This is a genomic window from Kribbella albertanoniae, assembly GCF_004348455.1.
Taxonomy (GTDB): Bacteria; Actinomycetota; Actinomycetes; order Propionibacteriales; family Kribbellaceae; genus Kribbella; species Kribbella albertanoniae.
This window is the reverse complement of sequence record NZ_SMKA01000228.1, coordinates 1-16163: the sequence shown is the minus strand read 5'-3', so window position 1 is coordinate 16163 and position 16163 is coordinate 1. Positions and strand designations below refer to the sequence as shown.

The window sequence follows — 16163 nt, the reverse complement described above, 5'->3', positions numbered from 1 at the left end:
CTCGAACCTAGGGAGCGAGATGGGGTGCGGGCGTCGGCTGTTTGGGGGTGATGTGGGTGTGGCTGGGGGCCTTTCGGTTACATCGAAAGGGGGACGACTGGTGGGGTGAGGGCTGCTTAGACTCCGGGGATGCGGGCGCGGGTGGTGGACGGGGTGCTGATGGTGGTGTGCCTCGCGGCTGCCCTCTGGCCCGGACTGCAGTCGGGGTTGTTCGACGGGTTCTCGCCGTGGCTGGAGTGGCGGGTACCGGACACCGTGCAGATCGCGATGGGGGTTATTACGGCTGCCGTGGTGCCGTTGCGGCGGCGGTGGCCGGCGTTGCTGTCGGTGGCGGCGTTGGGGACGTGGGGACTGGCGACTGGGTGGCCTCCGATCCTGATTGCGCAGTACGGCGTTGGTGCGTACCTGCGCTCCGTGCGGATCCAGGTCGGGCTGTCCGTGCTCACCGTCGGCGCAGTGGCGTGGCCGCTGTGGCGGGTGGCCGGTGCGGACGGGAGCCTGCCGCTCAGCGTGATGCTGTGTGTACTGCCGGCTGTTGTCGGGCTGTACCTGACCTCACGTCGCGCCGTCGTCGCCGGCCTCGAAGAACGGGCCCAGCGCAACGAACGTGAGCAGCAACTGCGCATCGACCAGGCCAGGTCGCAGGAGCGGGCACAGATCGCCCGCGACATGCACGACGTGGTCACGCACCGGGTGTCGCTGATGGTGTTGCACGCGACCGCACTGGAAGCCGACGACCGCGACCGGGCCGAGCTGGCTCACCGGATCCAGGACATCGGCCGGTCCGCACTGGACGAGCTGCGCACCCTGGTCGGCGTACTGCGGGACGAGTCCGACGCACCCCTAGCGCCGCAACCAGGACTGTCAGACCTGCCCGAGCTCGTGACCACCTGGCAACAGGCCGGCCTCGACATCACCCTGGATCTGCCCAGCAGCATCCAGGTCTCGGCACTGGTCGAGCACGCGGTCTACCGAGTCGTGCAGGAAGCCCTGACCAACGCACACCGCCACGCACCCGGCGCGAAGGTGCGTGTCGAGGTGACGCACGCAGAGGGCGAGCTCGGTCTGCTGATTCGCAACCAAGGCGGCCAAGCGCAACAGAACGCCGGTACGCCGGGCTACGGCCTGCTCGGCATCAGCGAACGAGTGCGACTCGTCGGTGGCGAGCTGACCACCCGCCGGACCGACGACACGTTCGAGGTCGCCGCACGGATCCCCGGGACCACCCGATGATTCGCGTGCTCGTCGTCGACGACGAGTGGATGGTGCGGGCGATGGTACGCCGGATCCTCGATGGGTACGACGATCTCCAGGTGGTCGGTGAGGCCGAGGACGGCCGCCAAGCGGTGGCCGAGGCCCGTGAGCTCCGGCCCGACGTCGTACTGATGGACATCCGGATGCCACACGGTGACGGCCTGACCGCGACGGCCGAGCTGATGCGGTTGCCCAAGGCACCCAAGGTGGTGGTGCTGACCACGTTCGACCTGGACGAGTACGTCGTCAGCGCGCTCCGCAACGGGGCTGCCGGGTTCCTGCTCAAGGATGCGAGCGCGGATCAGATGGCGCTCGCCGTCCGCAGCGCGGCAGCCGGTGACGCGCTGCTGTCCCCGCAGGTCACCCGGCGGCTGCTCGACCGGTTCACGGCTCCCGCCGATCCGCGCCGGGAGGACGCCGTACGACGGATCGCGGTGCTGACCAACCAGGAACGCAAGGTGCTGAGCGCGATCGGTGACGGACTCGCGAACAGCGAGATCGCCACCCGGCTGTACCTGAGCGAAGCAACGGTCAAGACGCACGTCAGCCGGATCCTCGCCAAACTCCAGCTGACGAATCGCGTGCAGGCCGCGATCCTCGCCCATCACGCCGGGATCAGCTGACGGTGACGTCCAGGACGCCGATCACCTTCTCCAAGCGGGCGGCGACCCGGCCGGCGTCGAAACCGTTGCCGGCGACAACGATCTCCAGGGTGCCGGCCTCGAGGCAGAGGGCGAGGCGGCGGACGTCGTACGGGTTGAGGAGTACGGCGATGCGCGCGAACATGCCCTCGGTCTCGACGATGTCGGCAGTGAAGACCGTGGTGACGGCCGGAGCGACGACGGGCGCGTCGAGGACGGTGGTCATCGGGCTTCCTCCTTGTGGCGCAGGAGGCCGAAGGTGAAGCCGTCGACGAGGGCCTCCCAGCTGGCCTCGACGATGTTGTGGCCGACTCCGACCGTGACCCAGGAACCTTCGCCGTCCGCGGTCTGGATGAGGACTCTGATCACGGCGTCGGTCCCGTGCCCCTGGTCGAGGATGCGGACCTTGTAGTCGACGAGCTCGAACTTGTTCACCACTGGATAGGCCCGCTCGATCGCCGTCCGCAATGCGTGGTCGAGCGCGTTCACCGGGCCGTTGCCTTCACCGGTGACGATCTCGCGCTCTCCCCCGGCGACCAGCTTCACCGTCGATTCCGAGACCGCCTCACCGTCGGCGCGGGACTCGGTGATCACCCGCCAGGACTCGACGTCGAAGAACGACGCCCGCGTGCCGGTGACCTCTTCGGTGAGGAGTAGCGAGAAGGACGCGTCGGCGGACTCGAAGGTGTAGCCGCGCGCCTCCATCTCCTTGACCCGGTCGGCGACCCGGCTGACGAGTTCGCGGTCGTTGCCGAGGTCGAAGCCGAGCTCACGGCCCTTGAGCTCGACGCTGGCCCGGCCGGCCATCTCCGAGACGAGCATCCGCATGTCATTGCCGACCAGCGCCGGATCCGTGTGCTGGTAGAGGTCCGGGTCGACCTTGATCGCGCTGGCGTGCAGCCCCGCCTTGTGGGCGAAGGCGGACAGGCCGACGTACGGCTGCCGGGTCGACGGCGGCACGTTCGTCACTTCGGCGATCGCGTGCGCGATCCGGAACGAGTCGGCCAGGTTGCCGGCCGGCAGCAGTTCCATCCCGCGCTTGAGTTCGAGGTTGGCCACGACGGCGAGGAGATCGGCGTTCCCGGTGCGTTCGCCGTACCCGTTGATCGTGCCCTGGACGTGCGTGACGCCGGCCTCGACGGCGGCGATCGAGTTCGCCACCGCGCAGCCGCCGTCGTTGTGGGCGTGGATGCCGAGCCGGGCGCCTGTGCTTTCGAGTACGTCGCGGACGATGTCCTGCAGCTCGCGCGGCAGCGTGCCGCCGTTCGTGTCGCAGAGCGCGACCACCTCGGCGCCGGCCTCGGCCGAGACCCGGACGACTTCGAGCGCGTACGCACGGTTCGCGCGGTAGCCGTCGAAGAAGTGCTCGGTGTCGAGGAAGACCCGCTGCCCGTGCTCACGCAGGTGCTTGATGGTGTCGGCGACCATCCGCAGGTTCTCGTCCAACGTGGTCCGCAGCGCCCGCTCGACGTGCGCATCGTGGCTCTTGGCAACGAGTGTGACGACCGAGGCCCCGGACTCGCGCAGTGCTGCGACCTGCGGGTCGTCAGCCGCGGCGGTTTGCGGCCTGCAGGTCGCACCGAAGGCGGCGAAGGTCGCGTTCCGCAGGTCCAGCTCGGTCCGCGCCCGCAGGAAGAACTCGGTGTCCTTCGGTACGGCGCCCGGCCAGCCACCCTCGATGAATCCGACGCCCAGGTCGTCCAGGTGCTGCGCAATGGCAATCTTGTCCGCCACGGACAGCGCGAGCCCCTCCTGCTGCGCACCGTCGCGCAGGGTCGTGTCGTATACGTGGAACTCGTCGGAGATGCTCATGATCGAGGCCTTCCGGTGGGGCTGGCGAGTCGGACTGCGCTGTCTGAAGTGAGGGCTGTCTGAAGTGGGGGCTGGCTGAATTCGGGGCAAACAAAAAACCTCCCGCAAGGTGCGAGAGGTCCGCGCGCTCAGGTACTGCCGGCTGAGCGCGCCTAGGTAATAATCACCCGGTGGTTGTTCATGACATTTTTCAGTCTGCCACACAAAGTCCGCCCACTGGCGAAACTGTCTCGCATCACGAACATCCGGTACTCGTTCCAGTACTGCGGAGTAGCTGTCAGTTCAGGTAGCTGTGGGTTCATGCGGTGAGTGCGCCCAGCGACCAGCCCGGATCGTCCCAGGCGGTGTAGAAGTCCTCGCGGGACAGCTCCCGCAGTCCCCACTCCTCGCGTTCGAGGGCCTTGTCGGTGAGCATGCCCTCGTCGTCCTCGATGCGCTGCCACCAGTACCGCGCGACCTCGCCGTCCTCCCCCACCCCGAGCTGCCGGACGACGACCCACTCCCGCTCGTGCCAGACCGCCTCGAACAGCCAGTCGGTCCCGTCGTCACCCGCCACCGCGCCGTACGTCCGCGAAGCCGTCCCGCGGTCCAGCTCCCGGATCAGGTCCACGGTCGTCCGCACCGCGATGATCGTCTCGTACGACCAGTCCCGCCGCTGAGCGAGGTCCGTGTAATAGGCCTGGACATCGTCCGGAAGGCTACTCATGCCATCCGACCCTATCCTTCCGTCCTGAAGGCTTCCCAAGAACCCACAACGTCCGAAGAACCGGAGGAGGGCCCTCCGATCCTTCGGACGTTAGGTGGTTGGGGTCAGCAGACCTTGGTCATCCAGTTGTGGGGGTCTTCGGTGCGGCCGTACTGGAGGTCCAGCAGGGCGCTGCGGATGGCGGCGGTGACAGGGCCACCGTTGCCGTCGGCAACCTGGACCTCGCCGTCCTTCCACTTCAGGGAGGCGACAGGGGTGATCACCGCGGCGGTGCCGCAGGCGAAGACCTCGCGGATCCGGCCGGACGCGGCCCCTTCGCGCCACTCGTCGACGGAGATCTTCCGCTCGGTGACGGGGTGGCCGAGGTCGGTGACGAGCTTCAGGATCGAGTCCCGGGTGACGCCCTCGAGGATGGTGCCGGACAGCTCCGGGGTGACGACCGAGTTGTCGTCGAGGACGAAGTACAGGTTCATCCCGCCGAGCTCTTCGACCCACTTCTTCTCGATCGCGTCAAGGAAGGCGACCTGGTCGCAGCCGTTCTCGATCGCCTCGGCCTGGGCCAGCAGCGACGCGGCGTAGTTGCCACCGGTCTTGGCGGCACCCGTGCCACCGGGGGCTGCGCGCGTGTACTCCTCGCTCAGCCAGATCCGGACCGGCTTCACGCCGCCGCTGAAGTACGAGCCGGCCGGGGATGCGATCGCGCAGTACGTCACCTGGGCGGACGGGCGGACGCCGAGGAACGGGTCCGATCCGAACATGAACGGGCGCAGGTACAGCGAGGTCTCACCACCGGTGGGCACCCAGGCCTGGTCCAGCTCGACGAGTGCCTTGATCGAGTCCAGGAACGCGGACTCGGGCAGCTCCGGGAGCGCGAGCCGGCGGGCCGACTTCGCGAACCGGGCCGCGTTGGCCTCGGGGCGGAACATGTGGATCGAGTCGTCGGGATGACGGTAGGCCTTCATCCCCTCGAAGATGGTCTGGGCGTAGTGGAACACCGAGGTCGCCGGAGACAGCTCCAGCGGTCCGAAGGCGGTGATCCGTGCGTCGTGCCAGCCGTCGTTCTTCGTCCAGGTGGCGATCGCCATGTGGTCGGAGAAGTACTGCCCGAATCCCGGGTTCGCCAGGATGTCGGCACGCTGGTCGTCGCTGGCCGGTTGGGTGTTGGGCTCAACGGTGAACTGCAGGTCGCTGCTCATAGCCGCACCGTACCTCTTGGTCGAGTGGTCATGCCACGCTCAGCCGGCCGCGCGCTTGGCGATCGCGTCACCGATCTCGGAGGTGCTCCGGACACTGTCCGTGCGCTCCTCGATATCGGCTGTGACGGCCGCCTCGATCGCCGCGGCGGCCTCGGTCAGCCCGAGGTGGTCGAGCAGCAGCGCGGTGGACAGGATCGCCGCGGTCGGGTCGGCCTTCTGCTGACCGGCGATGTCCGGGGCGGAGCCGTGCACCGGCTCGAACATGCTCGGTGCGGTCCGGTCCGGGTTGATGTTGCCGCTCGCGGCCAGCCCGATCCCGCCGGAGATCGCCGCGGCCAGGTCGGTGATGATGTCGCCGAACAGGTTGTCGGTGACGATCACGTCGAACCGGGCCGGGTCGGTGACCAGGAAGATGGTCGCCGCGTCCACGTGCAGGTAGTCGACGGTGATGTCGGGGAAGTCGGCCTTCACCGCGTCCACGGTCCGGGTCCACAGGTGACCGGCGTACACGAGGACGTTGTTCTTGTGCACCAGCGTGAGCTTCTTGCGCGGCCGCGCCTGGGCCCGCGCGAACGCGTCCCGGACGACCCGCTCCACCCCGTACGCCGTGTTGACGGAGACCTCGGTGGCGATCTCGGCCGGTGTCCCGACCCGGAGCGCTCCGCCGTTGCCGACGTACGGGCCCTCGGTGCCCTCGCGGACGACGACGAAGTCGACCTCGCCCGGGTTCGCCAGCGGGGAGCCGACGGAGGGGTAGATCTTCGACGGCCGCAGGTTCACGTAGTGATCGAGGGTGAAGCGGAGCTTGAGCAGCAGACCACGCTCGAGGACACCGGACGGGACGGTGGGGTCGCCGACCGCGCCGAGCAGGATCGCGTCGTGCTTGCGAATCTCCTCGAGCTCGGCGTCCGGCAGGGTCTCACCGGTGGCGTGCCAGCGCTTCGCGCCCAGGTCGAACTCGGTCCGCTCGAACGTCACGCCGTGCTGCGCGGAGACCGCATCGAGGACCTTGAGCGCCTCGGTGATGACCTCCGGTCCGATCCCGTCTCCGGGAACGACGGCCAGCGTGAAGTTCTTGTTGTCGCTCACTTCTTGGGTTCTCCCCCGTTGTCGCGGCGGTTCATGGCCTCTTGGACAGCCTTGACCTCGTCACCGGCGGGGCGCGCGGGCCGGCGACGGCGCGCCGCCTTCCGCTCCCGGCCGTCGATCGCGGGCCAGTTGGCTGGATACATGTCGTACATGCTGCACTCTCCCCGGTTGGACATGGGCGGCAGGATGGGTCCGAATTTACTCTGGCATGCGACTATTTCGCCACAATGCGGGCATCTCATCCCGATATGTGAGATGTCGGTGCGGGGACTGGACCACTGCTGTGCAACTCTCAACCGGTGAGTGCTCCTCCAGAACTACCGCCGCTGGTTTCCGCGGCCCTCAGCCTCTCCGGACGGCGTGGCTTCGTCAGCTCCACCCGGAACGAGACCGGCCGGCTGCTGGCCAGCCTGGCCGCGTCCAAGACCGGCCTGCTCGGCGAGCTCGGTACGGGCTGCGGTGTCGGTTCAGCCTGGCTGCGCAGCGGCGCGAACGAGGGGACGAAGATCGTCACCGCGGAGAGCGACCCACAGTTGGCCAAGGTCGTGGCGGAGCTTTTCGCCGACGACGAGCGCATCGAGGTCGTCTCGGCCGACTGGACCGCACTGATCGAGCGCGGCCCGTTCGCCCTGCTCTTCGTGGACGCCCGCGAGGCCAAGCTCTCGGCCCGCGACGTGATCGCCGACGTGGTCGAGCCCGGCGGCTTCGTCGTACTGGACGACTTCACCCCGTCCGCGGTCTGGCCCCCGATGTACGAGGGCCGCGTCGACACCCTCCGCCAGGAATGGCTGATGGACTCCCGCTTCACCACCGTCGAGGTGATGGTCGCTCCCGACGCCGCCGTACTGCTCGCCACCCGGCACTGATTCTCTGCACAGCCCTTGCCAACACTTCGGCGGTCCCGAAGCGTCAAGGGGGCAGCCGGTGCGGAGAGCACCGGGTGCTGAGAGGACACAGATGGCCGTCAATCGTGAATTCGAGGAGTTCACGATCAGCAGACAGCGGGCGCTGTTTCGCTACGCGTATCTGCTGATCGGCGACCGGGGACTCGCCGAGGATTTGCTCCAGGAGTCCCTCACCAAGACCTACGTCCGCTGGCACAAGTTGCGCGACTCGGCCAACGCCGAGGCGTACACGCGCAAGGTGATGACGAATACGGCGATCAGCTGGTTCCGGCGCCGATCGTGGCACGAACGGCCCAACGACGACCTGCCGTCCGGCGTACCGGCGCGCGCCGACGACGCGTCCGCACGGATCTGGCTCTGGGCCGAGGTGCGCAAACTGCCGCCGCAGCAACGCGCCGTACTGGTGCTGCGCTATTACGAGGACCTGACGCAGGCCGAGACCGCGAGCGTCCTCGGCTGTAGCGAAGGCACCGTGAAGAGCCAAGCCTCCCGTGCCCTGAAGAAACTGCGCGCCGGACTCGCTCCCGAAGCGCTCCCGCTGCTGGAGAAGGTGGTGACCGCATGACTGGTCTGCTGAAGGAAACGTTCACCGAAGAGGCCGAGTCGATCGGTGACCCGAACCTCGACCTGGCTGCGATCGCCGCGACCGGCACGCGCCGGATCAAGCGGCGCCGGGTGGTCACAGTGATCACCGCAGTGGCCGCGACTGCTGCCGTGGTCGGTGGCGGACTGACCGTGCTGCAGCACGTCGGCCCGGACGCCGAGGTCGCCGGCAGCGGCCCGCTCGCCGAGCGGCGGGCGACGTGGGCCGACGGCAAGACGATCCACTACGGCTCCGAGGCGATCCCGGTACCCGTCGCGATCTCGTCGTTCGTGCAGACCAACGCCGCCTTCGTCTTCACCAGCGCCGACGGCAGCGTCTATCAGATCCGCCCCGGCGAAGCGGCCGTCAAGGTCGGCAAAGGCAGCACGAACCATCGGCTCGCCGCGGACGACGACCGCTCAGTGGTCGGCTGGGTCGACACCAGTCCGTCCGTGCCGCAGTTCGTCCTGTACGACGTCGCGGCCGGGCGCGAGCTCGCCCGGACGGCAACCGGTAACAAGGCCGGCTCACCGACCGCCGACCGGACGCTGCGCGTCGCCGCGATCGACAACGGCATCGCGTACTTCGGCGCCACGGACGGCCTGCACCGCTGGACCATCGCCACCGGCGCCGACGAACTACTCAAGCCGAAGGCCTCGACGGCGTTCCTGCTGGCTGCCGAATCTGGGCAGCTCGTCTGGGAACACCGGGGGGACGGCGAGCAGGACCTGGGCGTGGGCCCGGACGTCAACGCCTCCGACCCGGCGCACTACCCCGGCTGGCACGCCAACCTGTCCCCCAAGGCCCGCTATCTCCTGACCGACGTTGCGGACGACGTCGGCGTGGTCGACATCCGCAGCGGCAAGACGTCGCCGGTCACGATCCCCGGCTACCCGCTGATCGTCCCGACCCAGTGGACGGACGAGCGCACCTTCTACGCGATCGGCTTCCGCCCGGACGAGGCCGCCCGCCTCGATCTGCTGAACTGCTCGATCAAGTCCGTCGACGTCAGCTGCACCGTGGCCCTCACCGCGTTCGCGCCACCCCTGACGGAGAAGTCCACGACCCAGTTCCCGAACGGCGTCCCGGCGTACAGCTAGGGACAGAGGTCGGGCCCGGACACTTGGGTCCGGGCCCTGACCAGCCACCATGCGCCTGCGGGTGGCTGGCTACCTTCAGTTAAACAGCGATCAGGTCTAGTCAGGCGTCAAGGTCCACAGTGCGGGCAGTGTCGGCCTGGACGACCGACGAGATGTCGTCCAGTACGGCGGGGGCGACGGCCGAGTCGACCGAGAGGGCGACCAGGGCCTTGCCGCCCTTGCGGTCGCGGCTGACCTGCATGCCGGCGATGTTGATGTCGGCCTCGCCGAGGATCCGGCCGATCTGGCCGACGATGCCGGGGCGGTCCTCGTAGGTGAAGAAGGCCAGGTGGGCGGCCAGCTCGACCTCGAGGTCGAAGCCGTCGATCTCGACCAGGCGCTCGGACTGCCGGACGCCGACCAGCGTGCCGCTGACCGAGACCTGGGCGCCGTCGGCGAGGGTGCCGCGGAGCGTGATCAGGTTGCGGTGCTCGGGGCTCTCGTGGTCGGTGACGAGCCGGACCTCGAGGCCCCGCTCGGCCGCGAGCAGGGGGGCGTTCACGTAGGAGACGTTGTCCTCGACCACGTCGGCGAAGACCCCCTTGAGGGCGGCCAGCTCGAGCACCTTGACGTCGTACTGGGTGATTTCGCCGCGGACCTCGACGTCGAGCTGCTGCGCGACGCCGCCGGCCAGTGCGGTGAAGATCCGGCCGAGCTTCTCGGTCAGGGCGATGCCCGGCCGGACGTCCTCGGCGATCACGCCGCCCTGGACGTTGACCGCGTCCGGAACCAGCTCACCCGACAGGGCGAGGCGGACCGACTTGGCGACCGCGATACCGGCCTTCTCCTGCGCCTCGTCGGTGGACGCGCCCAGGTGCGGCGTGGCGACGACGTTCTCGAACTCGAACAGCGGCGAGTCGGTGCACGGCTCCTTGGCGAAGACGTCGAGCCCGGCCGCGGCGACCCGGCCCTCCTTGAGCGCCGAGTACAGCGCGGTCTCGTCGACGATGCCGCCGCGGGCCGCGTTCACGATGATGACCTCGGGCTTGACCTTGTGCAGCTGCTCGTCGCCGATCAGCCCGATCGTCTCCGGGGTCTTCGGCAGGTGCACCGAGATGAAGTCCGACGCGGCCAGCAGCTCGTCGAGCGTGGCGAGCCGGACGCCCATCTGCGCGGCCCGGCCGGCCTGCACGTACGGGTCGTAGGCGATCACGTTCATGCCGAAGGCGGCCAGCCGCTGCGCGACCAGGACACCGATCTTGCCCAGGCCGACGATGCCGACGGTCTTCTCGAACAGCTCGACACCCGAGTACTTGCTGCGCTTCCACTCGCCGTTCTTCAGCGACTGGTCGGCGGCCGGGACGCGGCGCGCGGCGGCCAGCAGCAGCGCGACCGCGAGCTCGGCGGCGCTGACGATGTTGGAGGTCGGCGCGTTGACCACCATCACGCCGGCCTGGGTGGCGGCCTTCACGTCGACGTTGTCCAGGCCGACCCCGGCCCGGGCGACGACCTTCAGCTTCTTCGCCGCGGCCAGCGCCTCGGCGTCCACCTTGGTGGCGCTGCGGATCAGGATCGCGTCGACATCGGCGATCGCGGGAATCAGCGCGGCGCGGTCGGCGCCGTTCGCGTGCCGGATCTCGAAATCGGGTCCGAGCGCCTCGACGGTGGCCGGGCTCAGCTCTTCGGCGATCAGGACGACGGGACGAGTCGCATCAGTCATGGGAGATATCTCCTGCGAAAGCGGTAGGGGCTCGTAAGGTTCAGAGCACCGCGCTGTGCCCGCTGACTTGATCGTACCTCAGGTGCCGTCACAGGGAGTGGGCGAGGTCTGCTGCTTGGACCGGTCGAGCAGGAGCGTGGTGCCCGACCGGACCAGGGTGTAGCGGGTGTCGAGCCGGTTGCAGGTCTGGCCGTTCGCCTGGTGGGCAGTCGAGGCGAACAGGACCACCATCGACACCCGCACGTTCACGCTGGTGTCGGCGTTCTGCGTGACCTCGGTGATCGTCGGGTCGAAGAAGTACGTCGTCTGGTGGCTGAGCCTGTCCTGTTCGGTCGACAGGGTGCTGACCAGGCGCGGCGAGTAGAACTTCCGGACGCCCACGAAGTCGTGCCGGTTCTGCAGCACCAGGTAGTTGGCGAGCAGCTTCTGAGCCTGCGTCGCGAGCGCGGTCGCCGCCACCTGGAGCTTCGGGTTGACGGCACCCTGCGGGCCACGCGACTCGGCACAGTCCCCGCCCTCCTCCGCCACTCCGCCAACTCCGGCGACGAACGGGCGCAGATCCGCGACCGTAGCGATCCGGCTGTCGGCTGCCGAGGTGCCGGTCACCATCCCGACCAGCTGGCCGGACTTGGCGACCACCGGTCCCCCGAGCTTCGCGGAGTTCATCACCTCGCCCAGGGCCCGCGGATGGCGTGCGGAACCAACCTGCTGTACGACGAGCTCGCCGGACTGCGTGTAGCCGAACAGAGCGCGCTCGGCCTGCGGATCCGGCGTACCGGTCGCGAGTGGCAACACCGGCTGACTCATCCGGCCGATCACCTGCAGCAGCGCTACTCCGTTGCCCGACCTGAGCACGTTGGCCCGCCGCACGGCGCCGTCCGAGGTCACGACCGCGACGCCCCGGGGTTCTTGGACGACAACTCCGGCAGTCAGGACCAGACCGTTGCCGACGATCGTGCCGGTGCCCTCGCCCGTACCCGAGCAGGTCGTCGCGAGCACCCGGACGACACTCGCCGAATGCGCGGCCCGGGTCTTGGCCGGGTCGATCGACAGCCGGTCCTCGCGGATGAACCAGCCGGCAGCGACGCCACCCGCCACGACGAGCAGGAGGACCACGAGACCGACCAGGAAGCGGCCGAAGAGCCACGGGCGGCGCGCGGGCGGCGGCGTACGGCGTACCGGGGGTTGCAACTGAGTGAGCGGGGGCGCTCCGGCGGGGACCCGCCGGGGCGGTCGCGGCGGCGCCTGCCTGCCGTCGTGCACCACCGAATCGTCCTCCTCGTCACCCTGCGCGAACCGATGGCGATGATTCTGCCAGCTCGGACGGGCAAAGCCGGGACGCAGAAGGGCCCGGACCGTCCACCTGAACGGTCCGGGCCCTTCATGACTGCTGGATCAGCGCGCGGACGAGCCCTCGACGTAGTCGTCGTCGTGCGACTTGACCCACGCCATCAGACCGCGCAGCTCCTTGCCGACGGCCTCGATCGGGTGCTCCTGGCTCTTCTTGCGGAACTCGGCGAACTCCGGCGCACCGGCGTCCTGGTCGGCAATGAAGCGGGCGGCGAAGGTGCCGTCGGTGATGTCACCGAGGACCTCCTTCATCCGCGCCTTCACCGACGCGTCGATGATCCGCGGGCCGGACACGTAGTCGCCGTACTCGGCGGTGTCGGAGACCGACCAGCGCTGCTTGGCGATCCCGCCTTCGTAGATCAGGTCGACGATCAGCTTCAGCTCGTGCAGGCACTCGAAGTACGCGACCTCGGGCTGGTAGCCGGCCTCGGTCAGCACCTCGAAGCCGGACTGGATCAGCGCCGACACGCCACCACAGAGGACGGCCTGCTCACCGAACAGGTCGGTCTCGGTCTCCTCGGTGAAGGTGGTCTTGATCCCGCCGGCGCGCAGGCCGCCGATGCCCTTGGCGTACGACAGCGCCAGGTCCCAGGCCTTGCCGGAGGCGTCCTGCTCGACCGCGACGAGCACCGGGACACCACGGCCCTCGGTGTACTCACGCCGTACCAGGTGGCCCGGGCCCTTCGGGGCGACCATGAAGACGTCGACCCCGGCCGGCGGCTTGATGTAGCCGAACCGGATGTTGAAGCCGTGCCCGAAGACGAGCGCGTCGCCGTCGGCCAGGTTCGGCTCGATCGCCTCGGCGTACAGCTTGCGCTGCGCCGGGTCCGGGGCGAGCACGACGATGACGTTGGCCTCTTCGACGGCCTCGGCCGGGGTGACGACACGCAGACCCTCGGCCTCGGCCTTCGCCCGGCTCTTCGAGCCCTCGAGCAGGCCGACGCGGACGTCGACGCCGGAGTCACGCAGCGAGAGCGCGTGCGCGTGGCCCTGCGAGCCGTAGCCGAGAACGGCCACGCTCTTGCCCTGGATCACCGACAGGTCGGCGTTGTCGTCGTAGAACATTTCTGCTGCCACTGGGAGCCTTCTCCTTGGTAGTTGCTTTGAGTGTGTACGGCGTCTGTACGGCGGAGGGTCAGCTCTGCCGGGCCACGGGACGGCCCGGTGGCGGCGCCGGCACCGGGTGGTGACGTTGTGGGGGTTGAGCCTGCACGGTCGGGGTCCCCGACTGCACGTGCGGCGGCGGCACCGGAACCGGCCGGAGGGTGCGGTCGGAGATGGAGCGGCTGCCCCGTCCGATCGCCACCATGCCGGACTGCACCAGCTCGCGGACGCCGAAGGGTTCCAGCACCCGGAGCATGGCCTCGAGTTTCTCGGGATTGCCGGTCGCCTCGATGGTGATCGCGTCCGGTGCCACGTCCACCACCTTCGCACGGAACAGCTGGACGGTCTCCAGCACCTGTCCCCTGGTCAGGGTGTCGGCCTTCACCTTCACCAGCAGCAATTCTCGCTGAACTGTCTGCGTGGGCTCGAGTTCGACGATCTTGATCACGTTCACCAGCTTGTTCAGCTGCTTGGTGATCTGCTCCAAAGGCTGCTCGTCCACGCTGACCGCGATGGTCATCCGGGACACCTCCGGGTGCTCGGTCGGGCCGACCGCGAGGGAATCGATGTTGAAGCCCCGCCGCGAGATGAGCGCAGCCACCCGGGCCAGCACACCGTGCTTGTTCTCGACCAGAATGCTCAACGTGTGCTTCGACATCACAGCTCCTCGGTGTCCCACTTGGGCGCCATGTCGCGGGCGATCTGGATCTCGTCGTTGCTGACGCCGGCGGCGACCATCGGCCAGACCATCGCGTCGCGGTGCACCACGAAGTCGACGACGACCGGCTGGTCGGTCACCGACATCGCCTTGTCGATCGTCGCGTCCACCGACGCCTTGTCGGCACAGCGCAGCCCGACCCCGCCCATCGCTTCAGCCAGCTTGGCGAAGTCCGGGATCCGGTTCGAGTGCAGGTCGGTGTTGGAGTAGCGCTTGTCGTAGAACAGCGTCTGCCACTGCCGGACCATGCCCAGCGACTGGTTGTTGATCACGGCAACCTTGATCGGGATGCCCTCCAGCGCACAGGTGACGAGCTCCTGGTTGGTCATCTGGAAGCAGCCGTCACCGTCGATCGCCCACACGGTCTTGTCCGGCCGGGCCACCTTGGCGCCCATCGCGGCCGGCACCGAGTAGCCCATGGTGCCGAGGCCGCCGGAGTTCAGCCAGTGCCGCGGCTTCTCGAACGGCAGGTAGTGCGCGGACCACATCTGGTGCTGCCCGACTCCCGCGGTGTAGATCGTGTCGGGGCCGGCGATCTGACCGATCCGCTGGATCACGTACTGCGGGGACAGGCTGCCGTCCTCCGGCTCGTCGTACCCGAGCGGGTACTTCTCCCGGACCGACACCAGCTGGTTGCGCCAGACGTCGTACGACGGGGTCCGGCCGCTGGTCGCGATCTCGGTGCGCAGGGCCGCGATGAGGTCGCTGATGACCTCCTTGCAGTCACCAACGATCGGTACGTCGGCGGCCCGGTTCTTGCCGATCTCGGCCGGGTCGATGTCCGCATGGATGACCTTCGCCTCAGGCGCGAACGAGTCCAGCTTGCCGGTCACCCGGTCGTCGAACCGCGCGCCGAGGGTGATCAGCAGGTCCGAACGCTGCAGTGCACCGACCGCGGAGACCGAGCCGTGCATCCCCGGCATCCCGAAGTGCAGCTCGTGCGTGTCGGGCAGCGCGCCACGGGCCATCAGCGTGGTGACAACGGGGATGCCGAGCAGCTCGGCGAGCTCCTTCAGCTCCACCTCGGCCTGCGCGCGGATCACGCCACCACCGACGTACAGGACCGGCTTCTCCGCGGCGACGATCAGGCGGGCCGCCTCGCGCACCTGCTTGGGGTGCGGGCGGGTGACCGGACGGTACCCGGGCAACGACAGCTCGGTCGGCCACTGGAAGTCGACCTTCGCCTGCATCGCGTCCTTGGTCACGTCCACCAGGACCGGACCGGGCCGGCCGGTGGAGGCGATGTGGAACGCCTCGGCGATCGTGATCGCGATGTCGTTCGGGTCGTTGACCAGGAAGTTGTGCTTGGTGATCGGCATCGTGATGCCGCGGATGTCGGCCTCCTGGAAGGCGTCCGTCCCGATCGCGGCGCTCGCCACCTGGCCGGTGATCGCGACCAGCGGGACGGAGTCCATGTACGCGTCCGCGATCGGCGTCACCAGGTTGGTCGCTCCGGGGCCGGAGGTCGCCATACAGACCCCCACCTTGCCGGAGGCCGCGGCGTAGCCCTGGGCCGCGTGGCCGGCACCCTGCTCGTGGCGTACCAGGATGTGGCGGATCTGGGTCGAGTCGAGCATCGGGTCGTACGCCGGGAGGATCGCGCCGCCCGGGATGCCGAAGACCGTGTCCACTCCGGCATTTTCCAGTGCGCGGATCAGAGCCTGTGCCCCGGTCAGCTGCTCGCTCATGAGTGCCTTCCCTTAATCCTGGTCACGTTGTGTGCCTTGCTTTTCGCGACCGATCCATCCTCGCTCGTGGCCGTTGCCGCTGGGCATCCGGGTCACAGATAGTCGCATTGGCAACAAAAAACCCCTTCGGCCTGGTTGGCTGAAGGGGCGCGCTCGACTCAGAGGTCGCGTCAGTCGGCGCGCCGCACAAGTACGAGGAGAATCGATCGCATGTAGGCATTATTCGCCCGCGAACCGTCACCAGGTCAAGTTCGACCCCACCTCGTCCCACCATCCGAGACACCCGTCCCACACCCTGGCGCCCCCGTACCCCCTTCC

At 68.6% G+C, this 16163-nt stretch carries 16 protein-coding genes; 5 read left to right on the top strand and 11 right to left on the bottom strand.

Annotated elements, in window-relative coordinates:
- Positions 1 to 129 precede the first annotated feature (129 nt).
- Together E1261_RS34080 and E1261_RS34075 are read left to right on the top strand one after the other, a co-directional pair.
- Positions 130 to 1233, top strand: coding sequence for a sensor histidine kinase (locus E1261_RS34080; RefSeq protein WP_132413815.1), 1104 nt, complete (start codon positions 130 to 132; stop codon positions 1231 to 1233).
- A complete protein-coding gene (locus E1261_RS34075) occupies positions 1230 to 1877 on the top strand; it encodes a response regulator (protein WP_132413814.1) in 648 nt (215 codons plus the stop codon). Before E1261_RS34080 ends, E1261_RS34075 begins: the two co-directional genes overlap by 4 nt.
- Here E1261_RS34075 and E1261_RS34070 read toward each other — a convergent pair.
- From E1261_RS34070 to E1261_RS34045, 6 genes are all read right to left on the bottom strand, one after another.
- Positions 1870 to 2121: a hypothetical protein gene (locus E1261_RS34070; protein WP_132413813.1), complete on the bottom strand. Its 252-nt coding sequence runs from the start codon at positions 2119 to 2121 to the stop codon at positions 1870 to 1872. The genes E1261_RS34075 and E1261_RS34070 overlap by 8 nt on opposite strands.
- A complete protein-coding gene (cimA, locus tag E1261_RS34065; protein WP_132413812.1) occupies positions 2118 to 3707 on the bottom strand; it encodes a citramalate synthase in 1590 nt (529 codons plus the stop codon). The genes E1261_RS34070 and cimA overlap by 4 nt, the downstream gene beginning before the upstream one ends.
- Before the next feature lie 298 nt (positions 3708 to 4005).
- Complete coding sequence (locus tag E1261_RS34060; protein ID WP_132413811.1) at positions 4006 to 4413, bottom strand: hypothetical protein; 408 nt, start codon at positions 4411 to 4413, stop codon at positions 4006 to 4008.
- A gap of 104 nt (positions 4414 to 4517) precedes the next feature.
- The gene (locus tag E1261_RS34055; RefSeq protein ID WP_132413810.1) at positions 4518 to 5609 is read right to left on the bottom strand and encodes a branched-chain amino acid aminotransferase; all 1092 of its coding nucleotides are present in this window, start codon (positions 5607 to 5609) and stop codon (positions 4518 to 4520) included.
- 39 nt (positions 5610 to 5648) lie between these two features.
- Complete coding sequence (locus E1261_RS34050; protein WP_132413809.1) at positions 5649 to 6698, bottom strand: 3-isopropylmalate dehydrogenase; 1050 nt, start codon at positions 6696 to 6698, stop codon at positions 5649 to 5651.
- On the bottom strand, positions 6695 to 6874 hold the full coding sequence (locus E1261_RS34045) for a hypothetical protein (RefSeq protein WP_132413808.1): 180 nt from the start codon (positions 6872 to 6874) through the stop codon (positions 6695 to 6697). Before E1261_RS34045 ends, E1261_RS34050 begins: the two co-directional genes overlap by 4 nt.
- A gap of 123 nt (positions 6875 to 6997) precedes the next feature.
- Between E1261_RS34045 and E1261_RS34040 the strand changes: the two genes are divergently transcribed.
- The 3 genes from E1261_RS34040 (at position 6998) to E1261_RS34030 (ending at position 9286) form a co-directional block, all read left to right on the top strand.
- On the top strand, positions 6998 to 7564 hold the full coding sequence (locus tag E1261_RS34040; RefSeq protein ID WP_132413807.1) for an O-methyltransferase: 567 nt from the start codon (positions 6998 to 7000) through the stop codon (positions 7562 to 7564).
- Positions 7565 to 7655: 91 nt separating this feature from the next.
- On the top strand, positions 7656 to 8168 hold the full coding sequence (locus tag E1261_RS34035; protein WP_132413806.1) for a SigE family RNA polymerase sigma factor: 513 nt from the start codon (positions 7656 to 7658) through the stop codon (positions 8166 to 8168).
- Positions 8165 to 9286 carry a hypothetical protein gene (locus E1261_RS34030; RefSeq protein WP_132413805.1) on the top strand — a complete coding sequence of 374 codons (1122 nt, stop codon included), beginning with the start codon at positions 8165 to 8167 and terminating at the stop codon, positions 9284 to 9286. The genes E1261_RS34035 and E1261_RS34030 overlap by 4 nt, the downstream gene beginning before the upstream one ends.
- Positions 9287 to 9386: 100 nt before the next feature.
- Here the strand turns inward: E1261_RS34030 and serA are convergent, their stop codons facing one another.
- The 5 genes from serA to E1261_RS34005 form a co-directional block, all read right to left on the bottom strand.
- Complete coding sequence (gene serA / locus E1261_RS34025; protein ID WP_132413804.1) at positions 9387 to 10985, bottom strand: phosphoglycerate dehydrogenase; 1599 nt, start codon at positions 10983 to 10985, stop codon at positions 9387 to 9389.
- A 78-nt stretch (positions 10986 to 11063) separates the two neighbouring features.
- Entirely contained in the window at positions 11064 to 12248 is a 1185-nt protein-coding gene (locus E1261_RS34020; RefSeq protein WP_165952745.1) for a S1 family peptidase, read from the bottom strand.
- Positions 12249 to 12380: 132 nt separating this feature from the next.
- The gene (gene ilvC, locus E1261_RS34015; protein ID WP_132413816.1) at positions 12381 to 13400 is read right to left on the bottom strand and encodes a ketol-acid reductoisomerase; all 1020 of its coding nucleotides are present in this window, start codon (positions 13398 to 13400) and stop codon (positions 12381 to 12383) included.
- A gap of 70 nt (positions 13401 to 13470) precedes the next feature.
- Positions 13471 to 14097, bottom strand: coding sequence for an acetolactate synthase small subunit (ilvN, locus tag E1261_RS34010; protein ID WP_132413802.1), 627 nt, complete (start codon positions 14095 to 14097; stop codon positions 13471 to 13473).
- A complete protein-coding gene (locus E1261_RS34005; RefSeq protein WP_132413801.1) occupies positions 14097 to 15845 on the bottom strand; it encodes an acetolactate synthase large subunit in 1749 nt (582 codons plus the stop codon). Before E1261_RS34005 ends, ilvN begins: the two co-directional genes overlap by 1 nt.
- Between the last annotated feature and the right edge of the window lie 318 nt (positions 15846 to 16163).